This is a genomic window from uncultured Algibacter sp. (genome assembly GCF_905480415.1).
Lineage (GTDB): Bacteria > Bacteroidota > Bacteroidia > Flavobacteriales > Flavobacteriaceae > Algibacter_B.
The window spans coordinates 34,123-54,235 of the sequence record NZ_CAJQQI010000004.1; the positions used below are offsets into that span (position 1 = coordinate 34,123).

A 20,113-nucleotide genomic window follows, 5' to 3' on the forward strand; every position below is an offset into this window, starting at 1 on the left:
TTAGTTAAATATTGTTTATTCTATTTAATATGTCTTTCTCTAGCCAACAAAGTGTTTTTAAGTAACATAGCTATAGTCATTGGTCCTACACCACCAGGAACAGGAGTAATATAACTTGCTTTTTTACTCACACTTTCAAAATGCACATCGCCAGCAAGTCTGTAACCATTCTTTTTAGTTGCATCAGGAACGCGTGTAATGCCCACGTCGATAATAACGACATCTTCCTTAACCATATCGCCAGTTAAAAATTCTGAAATACCAATGGCTGCAACAATAATATCGGCCTCTTTTGTAATCTCTGTTAAGTTTTTTGAGCGACTATGAACCACAGTAACCGTAGCATCTCCTGCTTTTCGTTTTTGGCTCATTAAAATACTCATTGGACGTCCAACAATATGACTTCTTCCCATTACAACTACATTTTTACCCGAAGTTTCAACTTGATAGCGCTCTAATAACTCTAGAATCCCATAAGGTGTTGCTGGTAAAAAAGTGGGCAAGTCTAAAGCCATTTTCCCAACATTTGTTGGATGAAATCCATCCACATCTTTATCTGGATTTACAGCCATTAAAACTTTTTGCTCATCAATTTGTTTTGGTAACGGTAATTGTACTATAAAACCATCAATGTCATCATTGGTATTTAAACCATGTATTTTTTCTAGTAATTCTTCTTCTGAAGTATATTCTGGTAATTCAATAAGTGTCGATTTAAAACCAATACGCTCACAAGCTTTTACTTTAGCATTTACATACGTCATACTTGCGCCATCAGATCCTACAAGAATCGCTGCAAGATGCGGCAACTTTTCGCCTTTAGAAACCATTGCCTTCACGTGTTCAGCAATTTCGTCTTTAATATCGTTACTTACTTTTTTACCGTCTAAAATTGTCATAGTTTAATAGGTGTTAGCAACAAATTTTTGTTTTTTTATTCATAATTTAATTACTGCATTCCTTTCATCATCTGCATCATCTTTTTACCGCCACCACCTTGCATCATCTTCATCATTTTACTCATTTGGTTAAACTGTTTTAAAAGTTGATTAACTTGCTGTACAGAAGTACCTGAACCACTTCCAATTCGTTTTTTTCTACTTGCATTAATAATACTCGGATTAGTGCGTTCTTTGGGTGTCATAGAATGAATAATAGCTTCAATACCTTTAAATGCATCATCATCAATATCAACATCTTTCATCATTTTTCCAGCACCGGGAATCATACCCATAAGGTCTTTCATGTTCCCCATTTTTTTAATCTGCTGAATCTGCTTTAAGAAATCGTCTAATCCAAATTGGTTTTTTGCAATTTTCTTTTGAAGTTTTCTAGCTTCTTCTTCATCAAATTGTTCTTGTGCTCTTTCAACTAAAGACACAACATCGCCCATCCCCAGAATACGATCTGCCATACGAGACGGATAGAACACATCGATAGCTTCCATTTTCTCACCTGTACCAATAAACTTGATTGGTTTATCGACTACAGATTTAATAGAAATAGCTGCACCACCACGAGTATCACCATCTAATTTGGTAAGGATAACTCCATCAAAATTTAAAATATCATTAAAGGCTTTTGCTGTATTAACGGCATCTTGCCCAGTCATAGAATCTACAACAAACAATGTTTCTTGTGGTTGAATGGCTTTATGGATGTTTGATATTTCGGCCATCATTGCTTCATCAACAGCTAAACGACCAGCAGTATCTATAATTACGACGTTAAATCCATTCGCTTTAGCATGCTCTACTGCTGCTTGAGAAATGGCAACCGGATCGTTATTTCCTTTATCACTAAAAACCTCAACACCAATTTGTTCACCAACGATATGTAATTGGTCTATTGCTGCTGGACGATACACATCACAGGCTACCAATAATGGTTTTTTAGACTTTTTGTTTTTTAAATAATTTGCTAGCTTACCAGAAAATGTGGTTTTACCAGAACCCTGTAAACCAGACATTAAAATAACACTTGTAGTACCTGATAGGTTAAGACCTTCAGCGTCGCCACCCATAAGCTCGGTTAACTCATCTTTTACGATTTTAACCATTAACTGCCCTGGTTGTAACGTCGTTAATACGTTTTGACCTAGTGCTTTTTCTTTTATTCTATTGGTAAAATCCTTAGCTATTTTAAAGTTAACATCGGCGTCAAGTAATGCACGCCTAACTTCTTTTAAAGTTTCTGCTACATTTACCTCGGTAATACTGCCATGTCCTTTAAGAACGTGTAAGGCTTTATCTAATTTTTCGCTTAAATTATTAAACATAATTTCTAGTATTCTGCTGGCAGTCCGCAGTATGCAGTCTGCTCTATAATTAAAATTTAAGTTGCAAAAATAGCGAAATATTTCGTTTTTACGGGTTTGAATTTCCCTTTTACTTAAACAAGTTTGCCTAAAAAAAAGGAATGATTTTTTAATATCAAATTCTATAAGTTTAAAACATGTTGTGCTCGCGCTTTAGAGATAGCAGTGGAAAGTCCGCAGCGATTTACGAGCGAGGACTTGTAAAGAATAGCCCGACACCTGCCTGCTGGCAAGCAGGTACGCCATAAGCTTTGCGGGCACTTATACATACAGAAATATAAAATTGGCTAGACTTAAATTGGCACTCCGGAATACCAAATACTGAACCAGAAGCGAATGACAATAATCAAGACAATATTATTTTCTTTACCAGCCCAAACAGTTCTAATTTAGAAGATTATTTATGAACAGATTGTTCTGCAACATATACTTTTGATGTTTCTGAAGGTGCTAAAGCGACAGTTGGCGCCTCAATTAGGAATGTTCTTAATAAAAAAAATATTATAAATACTTATTATGTTTTGGATGAGAATAATGAAGTAACACCAATTTCAAATGAATTGCTTGGCATAACCCCAAACGTAAGCTTTAGGCTATAGTTTTAGATGAAATACTACTTAATACATACAATCAACTGATTTTCAATGAAAAAAGCTGTATTTATTAAAATCTAAAAAATGTTTTTTATATTTTTATTGAAATTTAAAATATGGCATCACTTAACCCTCTCAGTTCAAATTTAGACTTACGACGAGCAAAACATTTGTTAAGACGAGCTACTTTTAATTTTACAAAAAATCAACTAAATAACTTTGTTGGCATGTCTGCAACTGCTGCCGTTAATAGTTTAACAATTGCATCAGCCAACACCCTTGCAGAACCATACGACCCATTACCAAATTCAGATCCAGATGGATTTTGGACGTCCTCCTCAGAACTTCCTAATTCTTTTTCAGGTCAAACTAGAAAACGAGCACATGTTACCGCTTGGTGGTGGTATAATGCCATGCAGCAAGTTTCTTTAAAACACAAGTTATCATTCTTTTTACATACAAGTTTTACAGTTGGTAAAGATTCTGGTGTTGGTTCAGCTACCTATTTTTTCGATCATATAAATTTATTAGATTTCTATGCAATGGGTAATCTAAAAACTTTAGCAAAAAAAATCACGTTGGATAACGGCATGCTAGATTATTTAGATAACACCCAAAACAATAAAAACAACCCAAACGAAAATTATGCCCGTGAATATTTGGAACTTTTTACCATTCTAAAAGGTGAACAAATAGGAAATGGCAATTATACAAATTACACTGAAATAGACATACAGCAAGCTGCAAAAGTATTTTCTGGTTTTAAAAAACGTACTGATAGAAGCAATATTGACCCTGATACAAATTTACCAATGGGTTATATCAATATAAATCAGCATGATACTAACAACAAAACCTTTAGTACTGCTTTTGGAGACCTAGTTATTACAGGAAAAAATACAGCCTCAGAAATATTTGAAGAGTTAGATGATTTTGTTGACATGGTTTTTGCTCAACCAGAAACCGCTAAGGCATATTGCAGAAAACTCTATCGTTATTTTGTAAAAAGTGAATGGAATGAAGAAGTAGAAACCGATATTATTACTCCGCTTTCTCAAATATTAATTGATAATAATTACGAAATACTGCCTGTTGTAACCACTTTACTTTCAAGCGAGCATTTTTTTGATGCTGATGATAGTAATGCCACAGATAACATTATTGGTAGTATAATAAAAAGTCCTTTACAACTATTTTCAGAAGTCTGTTCGATGTTCGAATTGAATTATCCTAATCCAACCACTGATGCCTACAGATATTACATTAATTTCTTTCTAAGATTTATTCACAATATATATTTCAAGGCTGCAGGAATGGAACTGTACAATCCTGATTCTGTAGCTGGTTATCCAGCTTACTACCAAGAACCAGGGTTTGATAGAAACTGGTTTTCATCAAATACACTTATTGGGCGGTATAAACTTATTGAGAGCTTTATTGAAGGCAAAAACACTATAACCAGTGGCAACATTTACACCCAACTTGATACTGTTAATTTTATAAAAAATAACATTGATAATGCTTCCGATCCTAATTTATTAGTTACTGAAATTGCCGATTTATTATACCCTGAAAGTATTGATAGCGATAGAATAAATTATTTCAAAAGCTTTTTAGTTGATGAAGGCTTTCCAGATTACTACTGGACTGGCAGTTGGGATCAATTTATAAATAACGGTGACGATACAACAGTAAAAACACGTTTAAATGCACTAATAATTGCTATGGTAAACGCTGCAGAATTTCAATTAATGTAAACCCCGTAAAATGAAAAGAAGACATTTTATAAAACTATCATCTGCAGCTTCAGCAATCGCTTTAACACCACTAGAGTTACAAGCGGCATTAAAATCATTATTGCCTTATGTGGCATGTCCCGATGTTTCAAACAGAAAGCTAGTATTAATAAATTTAGCAGGAGCCAATGATGGATTAAACACCATTATTCCTTTAAACCAATACGATACTTACAGTAATTTAAGGCCGACTATTAAAGTTCCAGAATCTGGAGCAAATAAATATATAAATTTAGATGCGACGTTGCCCGATAATCAACAAATAGGTTTAAACCCAGCTCTTGTTGGTTTTAAATCGCTTTATGATAAAGGTTGGTTGCGTATTATGCAATCTGTTGGATATCCATCACAAAACAAAAGTCACTTTAAATCTACTGATTTATATTTAACAGGAAACGATGGAAACAGTCTTCTAAATGACGGAGATACTGGTTGGATTGGACGTTTTATGGAATTATTTTATGCTGATTTGGTTGTTGAGACTTTTCCTTTAGCTGTTGAAATTGGCTCTAATAAAACCTCGCTTGGATTTCATGCTGAAGAAGCCCATGGTTTATCTTTAAATATCACTGGACAAGACCCTGCTGGTTTTTATTCTATTTTAAATGGTTTGGGAGGCGCAGGTCCAGCTAATATTCCAGACTCTGATTATGGCAGACAATTAGAATTTATTAACACCACAGATACGCTTTCTAATACCTATGCTGAATCTATTTCCAATGCCTTTAATAGCGGACAAAACGATGTTAGTTATCCTGACACTGATTTAGCAGACCAATTAAAAACGGTTGCACGTTTAATTGGTGGCGATTTAGGCTCAAAAGTGTATATGGTTCGCATTTCTGGTTTCGATACGCATAACTTACAAGTACAAGGTGTTGGTGATGTATTAGGAAAGCATCATACTTTACTCGATGAGCTTTCTGGAGCTCTTGATGCTTTTATGAACGATATTGATAGTCAAAATATTGCTGATGATGTTGTTGGGATTACCTTTTCAGAATTTGGCAGAAAAGCCAGAGAAAATGGTAACTTTGGAACAGACCATGGCGAAATAGCACCTATGTTTGTTTTTGGCAAACCTGTGGCTGGAGGTGTTTCTGGAATAAACCCAAATTTATCTGAAGCCACTGATGCTAATAATTATCAAATACAAACAGTACAACACGATTACAGACAAACCTTTGCCACTTTACTTCAAAACTTTTTAGGTGCTGATGACACGATAATTGATGCTACATTTTTTAACCATACCTTAAATGAGAGCTTTACTGATTTGAAGTTAGATAATCTTTTAAAAGCTGAATTCAAACTTGACAGTGAATGTTTTGGTGGCACATTATCAACCAATACTTCTGAAAACGTTAAAAATTGGTTAGTATATCCAAATCCTTTTAGAGATACTTTAAATATTTCTGGAATAGAAGACATAAATTCTATAACCTATAGACTTTATAATAGTTCTGGTGTTCTAATAGTCAACAAAACAGGCGATATAGTTAATGGCAAATTGAGCCTAAACTTAGTTCATTTAAATAGTGGTGTTTATATAGTTGAGATTTTAGCTGGTGGCAAAAAAGAGGTCCATAAAGTGATTAAAGTTTAATAAGCAAAACTTCTATACTTGAGCATCGCTTCAAAAATTGACTTTGTCCGAAAATTATCTAACTTCGGTTAACAATCGATAAAGTTCATTGAGACGGAACTTTATCTTTGCAAACGAACCTACAAAAACTACATCCTCTTAGGAACTTGAATTCCTAATAACCCAAAACTATTTTTAATAGTGTTCGCCACAACATGAGATAATTGCACTCTAAATGCTTTTTCATTCTCATTATCAGCTCCCAAAATAGATACATTTTGATAAAAAGAGTTGAATTCTTTTACCAAATCATAAGTATAATTGGCAATTAATGCAGGACTATAATTGTCTGCAGCATTTTGAACGACTTCCGGAAATAACTGAATTTGCTTAATTAGTTCTTTTTCCTTTGGATGAAGAGACGTTGTATTTCCACTACCACCATCCTTTAAATTTGCTTTACGTAAAATTGATTGAATTCTAGCATAAGTATATTGTATAAAAGGCCCAGTATTACCTTGAAAATCTATGGATTCTTTAGGGTCGAATAAAATTCGTTTTTTTGGGTCAACCTTTAAAACGTAATACTTTAAAGCACCTAAACCAATAGTTTTATACAGTTCCATTTTTTCTTCAGGTGAATAGCCATCAAGTTTACCAAGTTCTTCTGAGATTTCTTCGGCAGTTGATGCCATATCCTCGATTAAATCATCGGCGTCGACCACAGTACCTTCTCTACTCTTCATTTTCCCGCTTGGTAAGTCCACCATACCGTAACTTAAATGATATAAGTTTTTAGCCCATTCAAAACCTAGTTTTTTCAAAATTAAAAACAACACTTGGAAATGATAATCTTGTTCATTTCCAACCGTGTAAACCATACCGCCAACATCCGGAAAATCTTTAATACGCTGAATAGCTGTTCCAATATCTTGAGTCATGTAAACCGCTGTACCATCAGAACGTTGTACTATTTTTTTATCCAACCCGTCTTCAGTTAAATCACACCAAACCGAACCATCTTCTTCTTTTTGAAACACTCCCGATTTCAGGCCTTCAGTAATAAATTCCTTTCCTAATAAATACGTATTGCTTTCGTAATATAAGGTATCAAAATCTACTCCTAAATTCTTGTAGCTTTGAGCAAAACCCTCATAGACCCAACCATTCATTTTTTCCCAAAGCGCTACAACGTCTTCATCGCCTGCTTCCCATTTTAAAAGCATATTTTGAGCTTCTATTAATATTGGGGCTTGCTTTTTTGCATCATCTTCAGAACTTCCTTTAGAAATTAAATCATGAATTTGTTTTTTATATTCTTGGTCAAATTTTACATAATAATTACCAACCAACTTATCACCTTTTAAACCCGTAGATTCAGGAGTTTCACCATTCCCAAATCGCTCCCAAGCCAACATACTTTTACAGATATGAATCCCTCGGTCATTTATTATTTGGGTTTTGTAAACTTTCTTACCCGATGCTTTTAAAATTTCAGCAACACTGTAACCCAAAAGGTTGTTTCTTACGTGCCCTAAATGCAATGGTTTATTAGTGTTTGGCGAGGAATACTCCACCATTACGGCTTTTTCTTCCCTCTTTGGAGAGACAAAACCATACGTTTCATCATCTTTTATTCCATTGAAAAAATGAATATAATTAGCATCACTTATTTCAATATTTAAAAAGCCTTTAACAACATTAAATGCATTAACCTCATCAACATTTTCAACTAAATAATTACCAATAGTCTCTCCTATTTGTACTGGGTTTCCTTTCACAAAACGTAACATGGGAAAAACAACAACGGTTATATCTCCTGAAAATTCTTTTCTGGTAGCTTGAAATTCCACGGTTTCAAGTTCAATATTAAAATCAGATTTTACAGCTTGTTTTACGTAATTTGATAAGGTCTCTTGAAGGCTCATTTTACTCATTTTTAAGGCTGCAAAGATAGAATTTTAAATCAAGTTTAGAACCGAATTCCCTTTGAAAATGTTTATGATGGATAGGTAATCAATAGTTATCATATTTTTATGTTTTATTCGTAGTGGTCCTAATTCTAGCGTTTAAAATACATTAAACTAGAGTCTGCTTTTTATGAGGGTATGGATTCACCGTTTCAATCAGAACTAGAATCCTATGGTATTCCTTGCAAAGATGCTAATGAAAATCCAATTGATATACTCGATTTATAGCAAAAAACAGAACAAAAAATTTGGTTTTGCTATTGGGCTAAGACTGGGTTGCTTTTTGAGAATGAATCTACTTCCATTAGAAGAAGTGTATAGAAAATCAATGCTTATTCGATTTTGAATATAAGACACTCTTACTTTTGATATTCATAGAACGAACTAATTGTTTTTAACATGAATAATAATCTCTAATATCTTTGCAATTCCTTAAAATATTAAAATTCTTACAGCTATAAGATTAGTTTATGAAAATCAAACCCGAAATGCATTTCATCGATAAAAGTGCTCTTTTTCTGTGATTTTTACCGTTCGTCTATTCGTCGATTTTAGTTCTATTTTTTCGATGCCCTTTCAACTAATTTATTGGTATTAAAACGCAGAAATTAGATTTTGAATATCCTTTTGTCAATTTTTGTATTGTAATGCTATTAATCCGAATTTTTTCGGCTTAAAAAATTAAACCCTAACAAATAGTTTCATCAATATAAAGCAATCTTATTTTTCCTCAAAATTTAAGATTTCCTATTATGTTGCTTTTTTATTTGATGCGATTTAAATGTTAAAATGAGGAGAATAACTACTTTATTTATTATGTTATCTATATCTATTGGTTTCTCGCAAACTGATGACATAGATAATCTCGCTTTAGAGTTAGCTTTTCAAGAACAAGACTCATTAAAAGTAGAAACTTCCTTAAAAATCATAAAAGCCCTTTTCGACATAAAGGATTATGAAAGAGCACGTGAATATATCTTAAAAAGCGAAAAACTTTCAAATAATCTTAACTACAAAAAGGGTATAGCTGAAATAACATATTATAAGTCTCTAATTTATGCCCAAAAAGACGATTATATTAATGCTGTTAGCGGTTATAATAAATCGAAAGCCTTATTCAACGCCCTTAACGATACATTAAGCGTTGCCAAAGTTAATAACAGCATTGGTTTAATAGAGATTAAACGAGGGAATTACAATAGAGGTTTACAATTTTCTTTGGCAGCCATAAAAGAGCTTGAAAAAAGAAATCTGATTAGTGACCTGAACTTAGCCTATAGAAATTTAGCCAAAGCGTATTACAATACTAATTTATTCGAAAAAGCTATGGAATTTTATTTGAAAGCCTTGGGTGTTCAAATGAAACTTAATGATTCGAAAGGTATTAATGAATCGCATAGCAAATTAGCTGAACTTTATTCCAATAAAAAAGAACACCGAAAGGCTATAGAGTATTACGAAAAAGTCTTAAAGAGTAGCGAATCGAATAATGACTCTATTCGTGGGTATGTATTCTCAAAGTTGGGTGGCGAATATTTAATGTTTAACGATTATGACAAAGCCACAAAATATTTAATACAGGGTTACAACATTAATACCCGAACAAAAAACAAAGCTGGTTTATTGCTGACTTTAAACAATTTAGGGGATTTAAATCTTAAACAAGGCAGATTAAATATAGCGGAAAAACAACTTCTTGACGCTGGAGAAATTGCCAAAAGCTTGAATAACAAAATAGAATTACTGAGACATTACAAATTAATGAAGTCTTTAGATTCTACCAGACAACGTTTTGATAGAGCTTTTGTATGGCAACGCGAGTATTATGAATTGAATACTAGTTTAAAAAAGACAAAAATTAAACCAGTAACCAGTACTGAAAAACAAACTAATATTGAGTTAAACACAAATTCAGGAAGCCAACCTGAAGTTAATGTATCTACTGATAAAGTAACTTCGGCTGATAACGTTGAAATGAATAAAGTGTTAGACAAATATAAAATTATTTTATATGCATTACTTGCTGCACTTATTGTGGTTTCAGCGCTATTAGTTTTTACGTATTTAAAACGGAACAGCAGTATTAAAGACTTGCAGGAGCTTGAAGAAAAAAATGTTAAAATTGAATTACAAAATGAAGCCTTTTCCGAACAAACCAAGCACCTTGAGAATGTAAACAATGTAAAAGATAAGCTATTCTCTATTGTTTCTCATGATTTAAAAGATTCACTCTCTTCAATTAATGGATTCATAGATCTATTAAAAGACGGCTCCTTAACAAGAGAAGAGTTTGATGATTTAATTCCGGAATTAAGTGAAAATGCCAATAACGCTTCATTGCTACTTTTCAACTTACTTAACTGGTCTAAATCTCAAATGCAATCTTTAGAACCAAAACCTAGTCTTTTTGATATTCAAGAGGTTTTTGAAAGTAAAGTAAAGCTTGTAGATCAACGAATGGAAAGTAAAGGTATTACCTTAGTTGACCATACGTTACGTGACTTTGCTTATGCCGACAGGAGTATGTTTGAAATTGTTATACAAAATCTACTAGCCAACGCGCTTAAATTTTGTAAAAATGGAGATACTATTACAGTATCAAACTACATTAGTAACGGAAGTTGTATTGTAAGTATTGCAGACACAGGAATAGGTGTTTCAAAAGAAAACTTGAGTAAATTATTTAAGAATAATTCTTTCACGACTATGGGTACCAATAACGAAAAAGGTACAGGCTTGGGACTTTCCATTTGTAAAGAACTGGTAGAATTAAACCACGGTAAAATTTGGGTAGAAAGCACTCAAGGTATTGGAAGCACGTTTTATGTGCAATTACCTAAATCTAGACCTAATAGCTAGTTTTTTAAACCTTCGGCAAAAACACTTCTGCCATCATACATCTTGCACTTCCACCACCACAAGTTTCAATAGTTTCTAAAGAACTCGATAACACTTTTGTATGGTTTTTGATTTTTTTTACTTGAGAAACAGTAAGTGAATCGTAAGCGGCTTGACTCATAATTAAGTAAGGCTCATTATTTGCTGCTTTTACTTGAAGCATATTACCAGCAAAATTATTGACTTGTTTTTCTGTAATATCAATAATTTCTTTACCATCTTCTTTAAGATGCTTGATAACGTTTTTGCGTTCTTTTTTATCGTCAATACTACTTAAACAAATCACGGCAAAAGTTTCTCCTATACACATCATAACATTGGTATGATATATAGCCTTTCGTTTTCCATTTACAGTTTGATTTGAGGTAAATATGACCGGAGTATATTCAAAATCTTCACAGAATTCAATAAACAAATCTTCATCTGCCCGCGGAGACAAAGCACAATATGCTTTCCTATTTACACGATCTAGTATGATACTTCCCGTTCCTTCCAGAAATACTTGTTCTTCTTCAGCACTTGTATAATCAATAATATTATTGATTTCAAAGCCTTTTTCTTCTAATGTCTCAAGAATGTCCTCTCGTCTTTCTAAACGCCTGTTTTCTGCAAACATAGGATAAAGACCTACATCGCCATTTCCATGAAACGATACCCAATTATTTGGAAAAATTGAATCGGGAGTATCCGTTTCTTTTCTATCATTTACAACTATAACATGTACTCCAATATTTCTGAGCTTATCAACATAATCATCAAACTCCTTTTGAGCTTTAGTATTAATCGTTTCTGGTAAAACACCGTTAATGGATTCTTGATAATAATTATTAACAGCAGTTTGCTCATTCATCCTAAAATTTACAGGACGAATCATTAATATGGTATTTGTAGTTTGTTGCATTTTAAATTTTATCTCTAATTAAAGGCATTGTTGTACATCTTAATAAACCTTCTTGTTTACCTATTTCAGCATAAGGCACTTCTTCAACCGTAAAACCTTGATCTCTTAACCATGTATTAAGTCTAGTAAAGTTTTGTTCTGAAATGACAACATCTTCAGATATTGAAAACACATTACTAAACATTTGGTACATCTCATCTTTGCTGATTTCAAAAACATTTTCTTTTCCAAAGAAATCAACTAACCATTCATATTCTTTTTCAATTAAAAATCCATTTTTATGAATGATTGCTTTCCCTTTTCCTAAGGGATTAAAACAGCAATCTAAATGTAAAGCATTCTCTTTTGGGTTTGTATTAGATTTCTTCAATTCGAAAGATTTCACAGTTTTATTTGGAAATAGTTCTTGTATCGCTATGACAGCATCAGTATTCGTTCTTGCCGTAATTAATTCTGAGTAGTCATCACCAGAATAGGTGCCTATAAAAATATAGTCATTCCACGGCATCACATCTCCGCCTTCTACATGGCATTCTTTAGGTAATATTACGCGCTTATCTTCTGCTACTTGATTCCATATCGAATCAATGGCTTGCACTTCTTCTTCTCTGTGTGGTAAAATATTAGCCTCAATTAACATATCGTCAATCACAAAGGCTATATCTCTAGCAAATATTTGATTGCAGTCTTTTATAATTTCAGGTCTAAAAACTTGAATACCATATTTATTAAAAACCTTAGCAACAGCGTCCATTTCTTTAATCATATCCACCTCAGAAGGATAAGTCCCTGCTAAAATATGTTCCACACTCTTCGGATCATAACAATCTTCAACTTTAGGAATAGGACCATTACTTTCAGCGGTACCTAAAACAACAGCACGTAATCTAGAAGTTTCATTTTGAATATTCAGTTTTATCATTCTTTCTGATTAAATAAGTCTTACAAATTTTAAACATCAAAATTAAGTATAATTAAAGACATTTTACATTATTCACAAAATAATGCTCAAAAAAAGAAAAAGCTTCATGATATTTTCATGAAGCTTAACAATAATATAATATTTTCTTATTTATCTTTTTTTAATATTTTTATAAGCTCTTTCATTCTCACCTATATACAATTGTCTTGGTCTACCTATTGGCTCTTTCTTTAAACGCATTTCACTCCATTGGGCTATCCAACCAGGCAATCTACCTAAAGCAAACATTACTGTAAACATATCTGTTGGAATTCCCATACCTCTGTAAATGATTCCTGAATAAAAATCTACGTTTGGATATAATTTGCGATCTACGAAATACTTATCTTCTAAAGCTTCTTTTTCTAAACCTTTTGCAACATCTAAAATTGGGTCATCAACACCCAAATCACCTAATACTTCATCTGCGGCAACTTTGATTATTTTTGCACGTGGATCAAAGTTCTTATAAACACGATGTCCAAATCCCATTAAACGGAATGGATCATTTTTATCTTTGGCCTTAGCCATATATTTTTTGGTATCTCCCCCATCTTCTTTAATAGCTTCAAGCATTTCTAATACAGCTTGATTTGCACCACCATGAAGTGGTCCCCAAAGTGCTGAAATACCTGCAGAAATCGAAGCAAATAAACCTGCGTGAGACGACCCTACAATTCTTACTGTTGATGTAGAACAATTTTGTTCGTGGTCAGCATGTAAGATTAACAACTTATCTAAAGCATTAATTAAAATTGGATTTTGAACATAATCTTCATTAGGTTTTTTAAACATCATTTTTAAAACATTCTCAACATACCCTAATTTTTTATCTCCATAATCCAGTGGTAACCCTTGTTTTTTACGCATTGTCCATGCTACTAATACCGGGAATTTACCAAGAATACGCACAACAGAATTATACATATCCTCCTTTGAATCCACATTAACGCAAGACGGATTAAAAGCCGTTAACGCACTTGTTAATGAAGACAAGACACCCATAGGGTGTGCTGTCTTTGGAAATGCATCTAAAATTTTCTTTACATCGTCATCAACAATTGATTGATCCTTTATATCTGTATGAAATTTTTCTAATTGCTCAGAATTTGGTAACTCTCCAAAAATTAACAAGTAAGACACTTCTAAGAAATCAGCTTTTTCTGCAAGCTCTTCAATAGAATACCCTCTATATCTCAAAATACCTTTTTCGCCATCTAAAAATGTAATCGCACTTTCACATGAACCTGTGTTTTTGTAACCTGGATCAAGAGTTGTTACCCCTTTTGTAACGCTTCGAAGCGTCTTAATATCCATAGCTACTTCATTTTCCGTTCCAGTGATTAATGGAAATTCGTGTTTCTCACCGTTTATTTCTAGAATAGCTGTATCTGACATGTTTTTCTATATAATTTATTTTAATTATGCTGTCTGCTAAATTACGAAATATCTCTTTATTTTTTGAGAATATCTATAACGATTTAGTTGATTATGGATTATTCCAATTGATACTAAATAAAAAAGCGATTATTATTAAATAATCGCTTTTTGTATCAAAAACTTAAATGTTTCTTATTTTATTTTGAATGCTTTTTCTTGCGGAAAATAAGCCACTTCACCTAATTCTTCCTCAATACGAAGTAATTGATTGTATTTTGCCATACGATCACTACGAGAAGCAGATCCTGTTTTAATTTGTCCCGTATTTAAAGCCACTGCTAAATCTGCAATAGTGTTATCTTCAGTTTCACCTGAACGGTGAGACATTACTGATGTATAACCTGCATTATGCGCCATATTTACAGCAGCAATAGTTTCCGTTAACGTACCAATTTGGTTTACTTTAATAAGGATTGAATTGGCAATACCTTCTTCAATACCTCTAGATAAACGCTCTACATTTGTTACAAATAAATCATCACCTACTAACTGTACTTTATCTCCAATTAATTCAGTTAAATGTTTCCAACCTTCCCAGTCGTTCTCATCCATTCCATCTTCAATAGAAATAATTGGATATTTCGATGCTAATTCAGCTAAATATTCAGCTTGCTCTTTACTTGTTCTAATAACACCTGTATCGCCCTCAAACTTCTTGTAATCATATTTACCGTCAACAAAAAATTCAGCTGCGGCACAGTCTAATGCGATCTTAACTTCATCACCAAATTTATATCCAGCATTCTCAACAGCCTTAGCTATAGTATCTAAAGCATCTTCTGTTCCTCCAGCTAAATTTGGAGCAAAACCACCTTCATCTCCTACGGCCGTACTTAAGTTTCTATCGTGTAATACTTTTTTAAGATTATGAAAAATCTCAGTTCCCATTTGCATAGCATGCGTAAAGTTTTTAGCTTTTACTGGCATAATCATAAACTCTTGAAATGCAATAGGTGCATCACTATGCGAACCACCGTTGATGATATTCATCATTGGCAAAGGCAATGTGTTTGCAGAAACACCACCTACATAACGATACAATGGCATGTTTAATTCATTAGCAGCAGCCTTAGAAACCGCTAAAGAAACACCTAAAATAGCATTAGCACCTAATTTAGATTTGTTTGGTGTTCCATCTAAATCAATCATTATTTTATCAATAAGGTTTTGTTCAAAAACTGAAACCCCTAACAACTCTTCAGCAATAATTGCGTTCACATTATCTACAGCTTTTAAAACACCCTTACCCATATAAGTATTTCCTCCATCACGTAATTCAACCGCTTCATGCTCACCTGTTGATGCTCCTGATGGTACAGCAGCTCTACCTAATATATTATTTTCAGTTACGACATCTACTTCAACTGTTGGATTTCCTCTTGAATCTAGAATTTGTCTTGCGTGGATATTAATTATTATACTCATAATTGGTTTGTTTTTAATCGTTTGTCACCCCAAATTTACGGTTAAATCTTGTTTATTTTTAGATGTTTTTGAAGAAATTGACAAAATAACATCTATAACGTTTTAGTAAAAAATAACCTCAAAAACAGCATGCTATTATTGAGGTTTATTTAAGTTTTATTTCTTTAGATTTTCAATGAATTGATCAAAAAGATAAGAAGAATCATGTGGGCCTGGACTAGCTTCTGGATGATACTGTACAGAGAATACATTCTTATTTTTCATTGATAGACCAGCTACTGTATGATCATTTAAATGTACATGTGTAATTTCTAAATCTGAATTTGCTTCTGCTTCTTCTCTATTTACAGCAAAACCATGATTTTGAGATGTAATTTCACCTTTCCCAGTAATTAAGTTTTTTACAGGATGGTTAATACCTCTATGACCGTTATGCATTTTATAGGTTGAAACACCATTAGCTCTAGCAATTACTTGATGCCCTAAACAAATGCCAAATAAAGGCAAATCTCTTTTTATAATTTCTTTCGCAACTTCTTGAGCATCTATTAGAGGTTCTGGATCACCTGGTCCATTTGATAAAAAATATCCGTCGGGTTTAAACGCTTCTAAATCTTCAAATTTAGCGTTATAAGGAAATACCTTGATGTAAGCGTCTCTACTTGCTATATGTCGCAAAATATTTTTTTTAATTCCGATATCTAAAGCAGCCACTTTGTATGTTGCCTTTTCATCACCAAAATAGTAGGGTTCTTTAGTCGATACTTGGGAAGCTAACTCTAAACCTTCCATATTCGGCACTTCAGCCAGTTGCTTTTTTAAACCTTCGATATTATCAACTTCAGTTGAAATAACAGCATTCATTGCACCATGATCTCTAATATAGCTTACTAAAGCTCTGGTGTCGACATCCGAAATAGCTAATAAGTCATTCTTTTCTAAAAAATCTTCTAAAGATCCGTCTGCAGAATCTCTAGAATACTCATAGCTAAAATTCTTAACTATTAAGCCAGCAATTTTTATAGAATCAGATTCTACTTCATTATCATTAACACCATAATTACCTATGTGAGCATTAGTAGCTACCATAAGTTGGCCATAATAAGAAGGATCTGTGAAAATTTCCTGGTAACCTGTCATTCCAGTATTAAAACATACTTCCCCGAATGATGTTCCTTGTTTATTACCAACTGCTTTACCGTAAAAAATTGTGCCATCAGCTAGAAGAACGATAGCTTTTTGTCTTTTTTGATATTTCATGTGTTCGTTTAAATTCTAATAATAGTGTCACATGTAGTATCCATATCTTGTTCCTTTTTTAACTTAAACTATAGACTATGGATATTTCATATTTTTTTAAAAGTTTTACAAAATTGCATAAAAAAAAGGATAAACTAAAATTGTTTATCCTATATATATTAAATGCTTATTAACATTATAACGTGTTTTGAAAATTTAAAATAGTTTGTAATTTTTTCTCATCCTTAACGTTAATGCTGTTGTCATTTATAAAGTCACGAACTTGCTTAGCATCTCTACCAAATAACTTAGTAAATGTCTTTTTATTAAGTTTAATTTCTGCAATCGAAATTCCTTTATTAATGTAAATAGTTTCTTTTTTAATATAACAATCAGTATCTTTTACTTGGGTTAAAGGGTTTAGTTTACCCTTTCTAATCACCTTATCATAATTTTTTAAGACTTCGAAACTATTGTTAAACGCTACAACCTCTAAAAACCGTTTTTCTCCTTTTAAGGTATATTCTTTAAAGATTTTGTTATTTAGCCTAACTTCTTTAATCAACGCATTGTTAAACACATAAACAGAATCATTAGTTACTTTTACAACAAAATTATTATGTTTAGTATCATAATTTAAATCTTTTATTATTAGATTCTTATCATCATCTCGAGTAGTTACTATCGCATATGATTTCCAACTATCATATAAGTATACTGAGCCTTCGATACCATCGTCAATAGGATTCCCAATCCACGCTCCCGTTGAATTTACAACCAAACCCGAATAATCATTTGTTAATCGAGATGAATCATCCCTTTGCGCAAAAACACATGAAACCGTAAATAAAAAGAAACAACATAATATAACTTTCATATCTATAAATTTAAATACATTAAATATATAAAATAATTATATAGTTTTAGAATATTCCAATAGCGCTTTCACATCTTTAGGGTCTGTAAACTTGAGCCTATTTTGTTTAACAAAATCTTTAACACTGCTAGCCTTACTTTTATCAAGTAACGATAAAATAGATCTTTTTCTCAATTTAAACTTTTTGAGTTTTTCTCCTTTATCATTTGCTAAATAAAAGATCTCTTTTTTTATAAGCGCGTCTTTTTCCATTTTTTGCATAGTCATAGGATTAATTTGCCCCTCCTTTAACTCCACGATATGCTTTTCCAAAAGCAATTTCCCGTTAATAGCTGCTATTTTCTGGAAATAAGAATTTCTTTGAAACTCAGGATCCAAAGTTCTAATAAACACGTTACCAAGTATTTCAATCTTTTTAACACCTTGTGGATCAACAGCGAAAACAGAATCTTTCGAAATTTTAGCCTCAAAACGTTCAAATTTTATGTTATAATTAAATGACTTAATACTTATCACTTTATTACTTAAAAAAACCTTACCACCATTTACCCATGAGTCGTACAAATATGGAGACCCTTTAATATCCGTCTTTTGACCACTAGAATTCACCCACATTCCGTTACCGAAATCATTTATACCAATATTATCTAACCGCGCATTATTATCATTATCAGATTGAGCCATTCCATTTAGACCAAGACAAACTGCAATAATACAAACTAACTTTTTCATATAATTTTAATACTTTTTTCTGTTTTTAACTATAAAAAAAAGGATAAGCTATCACAGCTTACCCTTTATATTTTTAAACGATACTGAAAAACATTTAAACTTTATTCTTCTTCGTTTGATGCCTGAGTTTCAACTGGAGCAGCTTCTGGTTTAGAACCACCTCTTCTACTTCTTCTAGTTGTTTTCTTCTTAGCTTTATCTGCGTTGTAGATTTCGTTGTAATCAACAAGTTCTATCATTGCCATATCAGCATTATCTCCTAAACGATTTCCTAGCTTTATTATTCTAGTATAACCTCCTGGTCTATCAGCTATTTTAGCAGCGACATCTCTGAATAATTCAGCAACAGCATCCTTTTGCCTAAGTTTAGACATAACAATACGTCTGTTATGTGTTGTATCTTCCTTAGATTTGGTTATCATTGGCTCTACAAACTGTTTCAAAGCCTTTGCTTTTGCTACAGTTGTATTAATACGCTTGTGCTCTATTAAAGAACAAGCCATATTTGCCAACATTGCTTTTCTGTGAGCTGTTTGTCTACCTAAGTGATTTACTTTTTTTCCGTGTCTCATGACGTTTGTTTTATCATCTTGCTACCAAACTCGACTTGCGAGGAGCAAAATATGATTAATTAATCTTTATCTAATTTATATTTACTTAAATCCATTCCGAAATTTAAACCTTTAACATTTACAAGCTCTTCTAGCTCTGTTAAAGACTTTTTACCGAAGTTTCTGAATTTCATTAAATCATTTTTATTAAATGATACTAAATCTCCTAAAGTATCAACTTCTGCAGCTTTTAAACAATTAAGTGCACGAACAGATAAATCCATATCGATTAGCTTAGTTTTAAGCAACTGTCTCATATGAAGTGATTCTTCATCATAAGTTTCAGTTTGTGCAATTTCATCAGCTTCCAGAGTGATACGCTCATCCGAGAATAACATGAAATGGTGAATTAATATTTTTGCTGCTTCTGTTAAAGCATCTTGAGGGTTGATTGAACCATCTGTGTCAATTTCGAAAACTAATTTTTCGTAATCTGTTTTTTGTTCTACACGAAAGTTCTCAACACTATACTTAACATTTTTTATTGGTGTGTAAATAGAATCTGTAAAGATAGTACCCATAGGCGCTGTAGCTTTTTTATTTTCTTCAGCTGGTACATATCCTCTTCCTTTTTCTATAGTAATTTCCATATTGATACTTACTTTAGGATCTAAGTTACAGATAACTAAATCTGAATTTAATACTTGGAATCCTGAGATAAACTTTTGGAAATCACCTGCAGTAATTTGTTCTTGTCCAGAAATTGAAATTGATACCGATTCGTTATCTATTTCATCTATTTGACGCTTAAAACGTATTTGCTTTAGG

The 20,113-nt window shown here is 32.6% G+C and carries 15 protein-coding genes; 3 read left to right on the forward strand and 12 right to left on the reverse strand.

Annotated features, from left to right (window positions below; genetic code table 11):
• Positions 1-20 precede the first annotated feature (20 nt).
• Positions 21-899 carry a tetrahydrofolate dehydrogenase/cyclohydrolase catalytic domain-containing protein gene (locus QZ260_RS00330; RefSeq protein WP_295981444.1) on the reverse strand — a complete coding sequence of 293 codons (879 nt, stop codon included), beginning with the start codon at positions 897-899 and terminating at the stop codon, positions 21-23.
• Between the two features lie 50 nt (positions 900-949).
• Positions 950-2,278 (reverse strand): signal recognition particle protein, encoded by a 1,329-nt coding sequence (gene ffh / locus QZ260_RS00335; RefSeq protein WP_295981446.1) that lies wholly within the window; start codon positions 2,276-2,278, stop codon positions 950-952.
• Positions 2,279-3,026: 748 nt separating this feature from the next.
• Between ffh and QZ260_RS00340 the strand changes: the two genes are divergently transcribed.
• Positions 3,027-4,667 carry a DUF1800 family protein gene (locus QZ260_RS00340; protein ID WP_295981448.1) on the forward strand — a complete coding sequence of 547 codons (1,641 nt, stop codon included), beginning with the start codon at positions 3,027-3,029 and terminating at the stop codon, positions 4,665-4,667.
• Between the two features lie 10 nt (positions 4,668-4,677).
• Positions 4,678-6,312, forward strand: coding sequence for a DUF1501 domain-containing protein (locus QZ260_RS00345; protein ID WP_295981450.1), 1,635 nt, complete (start codon positions 4,678-4,680; stop codon positions 6,310-6,312).
• 128 nt (positions 6,313-6,440) lie between these two features.
• Here the strand turns inward: QZ260_RS00345 and argS are convergent, their stop codons facing one another.
• Positions 6,441-8,219 carry an arginine--tRNA ligase gene (gene argS, locus QZ260_RS00350; RefSeq protein ID WP_295981452.1) on the reverse strand — a complete coding sequence of 593 codons (1,779 nt, stop codon included), beginning with the start codon at positions 8,217-8,219 and terminating at the stop codon, positions 6,441-6,443.
• Between the two features lie 858 nt (positions 8,220-9,077).
• Between argS and QZ260_RS00355 the strand changes: the two genes are divergently transcribed.
• Positions 9,078-11,120 carry a tetratricopeptide repeat-containing sensor histidine kinase gene (locus QZ260_RS00355; protein ID WP_295981453.1) on the forward strand — a complete coding sequence of 681 codons (2,043 nt, stop codon included), beginning with the start codon at positions 9,078-9,080 and terminating at the stop codon, positions 11,118-11,120.
• A gap of 4 nt (positions 11,121-11,124) precedes the next feature.
• On the opposite strand, the gene ctlX is transcribed toward QZ260_RS00355, so the two are convergent.
• The 9 genes from ctlX to rpoA all read right to left on the reverse strand — a co-directional run.
• The gene (gene ctlX / locus QZ260_RS00360) at positions 11,125-12,060 is read right to left on the reverse strand and encodes a citrulline utilization hydrolase CtlX (protein WP_295981455.1); all 936 of its coding nucleotides are present in this window, start codon (positions 12,058-12,060) and stop codon (positions 11,125-11,127) included.
• Between the two features lies 1 nt (position 12,061).
• Positions 12,062-12,982 (reverse strand): arginine deiminase family protein, encoded by a 921-nt coding sequence (locus QZ260_RS00365; RefSeq protein ID WP_295981457.1) that lies wholly within the window; start codon positions 12,980-12,982, stop codon positions 12,062-12,064.
• 150 nt (positions 12,983-13,132) lie between these two features.
• Positions 13,133-14,419: a citrate synthase gene (locus QZ260_RS00370; protein WP_295981459.1), complete on the reverse strand. Its 1,287-nt coding sequence runs from the start codon at positions 14,417-14,419 to the stop codon at positions 13,133-13,135.
• A gap of 174 nt (positions 14,420-14,593) precedes the next feature.
• On the reverse strand, positions 14,594-15,886 hold the full coding sequence (gene eno / locus QZ260_RS00375) for a phosphopyruvate hydratase (RefSeq protein WP_295981460.1): 1,293 nt from the start codon (positions 15,884-15,886) through the stop codon (positions 14,594-14,596).
• Positions 15,887-16,042: 156 nt separating this feature from the next.
• Positions 16,043-17,146 (reverse strand): glutamine-hydrolyzing carbamoyl-phosphate synthase small subunit, encoded by a 1,104-nt coding sequence (gene carA / locus QZ260_RS00380; protein WP_295981461.1) that lies wholly within the window; start codon positions 17,144-17,146, stop codon positions 16,043-16,045.
• 175 nt (positions 17,147-17,321) lie between these two features.
• On the reverse strand, positions 17,322-18,002 hold the full coding sequence (locus QZ260_RS00385; RefSeq protein ID WP_295981463.1) for a hypothetical protein: 681 nt from the start codon (positions 18,000-18,002) through the stop codon (positions 17,322-17,324).
• 36 nt (positions 18,003-18,038) lie between these two features.
• A complete protein-coding gene (locus QZ260_RS00390) occupies positions 18,039-18,734 on the reverse strand; it encodes a hypothetical protein (RefSeq protein ID WP_295981465.1) in 696 nt (231 codons plus the stop codon).
• A 101-nt stretch (positions 18,735-18,835) separates the two neighbouring features.
• Positions 18,836-19,306: a 50S ribosomal protein L17 gene (rplQ, locus tag QZ260_RS00395; RefSeq protein ID WP_295981467.1), complete on the reverse strand. Its 471-nt coding sequence runs from the start codon at positions 19,304-19,306 to the stop codon at positions 18,836-18,838.
• 59 nt (positions 19,307-19,365) lie between these two features.
• The coding region (rpoA, locus tag QZ260_RS00400) for a DNA-directed RNA polymerase subunit alpha (protein WP_295981469.1) at positions 19,366-20,113 on the reverse strand (748 nt) is incomplete at its 5' end.

Bases quoted from the DNA above. Each gene is read 5' to 3' on its own strand.
- QZ260_RS00345 (WP_295981450.1), top strand. From the start codon at position 4,678: ATGAAAAGAAGACATTTTATAAAACTATCATCTGCAGCTTCAGCAATC.
- carA (WP_295981461.1), bottom strand. From the start codon at position 17,146: ATGAAATATCAAAAAAGACAAAAAGCTATCGTTCTTCTAGCTGATGGC.
- QZ260_RS00330 (WP_295981444.1), bottom strand. From the start codon at position 899: ATGACAATTTTAGACGGTAAAAAAGTAAGTAACGATATTAAAGACGAA.
- QZ260_RS00365 (WP_295981457.1), bottom strand. From the start codon at position 12,982: ATGATAAAACTGAATATTCAAAATGAAACTTCTAGATTACGTGCTGTT.
- argS (WP_295981452.1), bottom strand. From the start codon at position 8,219: ATGAGCCTTCAAGAGACCTTATCAAATTACGTAAAACAAGCTGTAAAA.
- ctlX (WP_295981455.1), bottom strand. From the start codon at position 12,060: ATGCAACAAACTACAAATACCATATTAATGATTCGTCCTGTAAATTTT.
- QZ260_RS00390 (WP_295981465.1), bottom strand. From the start codon at position 18,734: ATGAAAAAGTTAGTTTGTATTATTGCAGTTTGTCTTGGTCTAAATGGA.
- QZ260_RS00370 (WP_295981459.1), bottom strand. From the start codon at position 14,419: ATGTCAGATACAGCTATTCTAGAAATAAACGGTGAGAAACACGAATTT.
- ffh (WP_295981446.1), bottom strand. From the start codon at position 2,278: ATGTTTAATAATTTAAGCGAAAAATTAGATAAAGCCTTACACGTTCTT.
- QZ260_RS00385 (WP_295981463.1), bottom strand. From the start codon at position 18,002: ATGAAAGTTATATTATGTTGTTTCTTTTTATTTACGGTTTCATGTGTT.
- rplQ (WP_295981467.1), bottom strand. From the start codon at position 19,306: ATGAGACACGGAAAAAAAGTAAATCACTTAGGTAGACAAACAGCTCAC.
- QZ260_RS00340 (WP_295981448.1), top strand. From the start codon at position 3,027: ATGGCATCACTTAACCCTCTCAGTTCAAATTTAGACTTACGACGAGCA.
- QZ260_RS00355 (WP_295981453.1), top strand. From the start codon at position 9,078: ATGTTATCTATATCTATTGGTTTCTCGCAAACTGATGACATAGATAAT.
- eno (WP_295981460.1), bottom strand. From the start codon at position 15,886: ATGAGTATAATAATTAATATCCACGCAAGACAAATTCTAGATTCAAGA.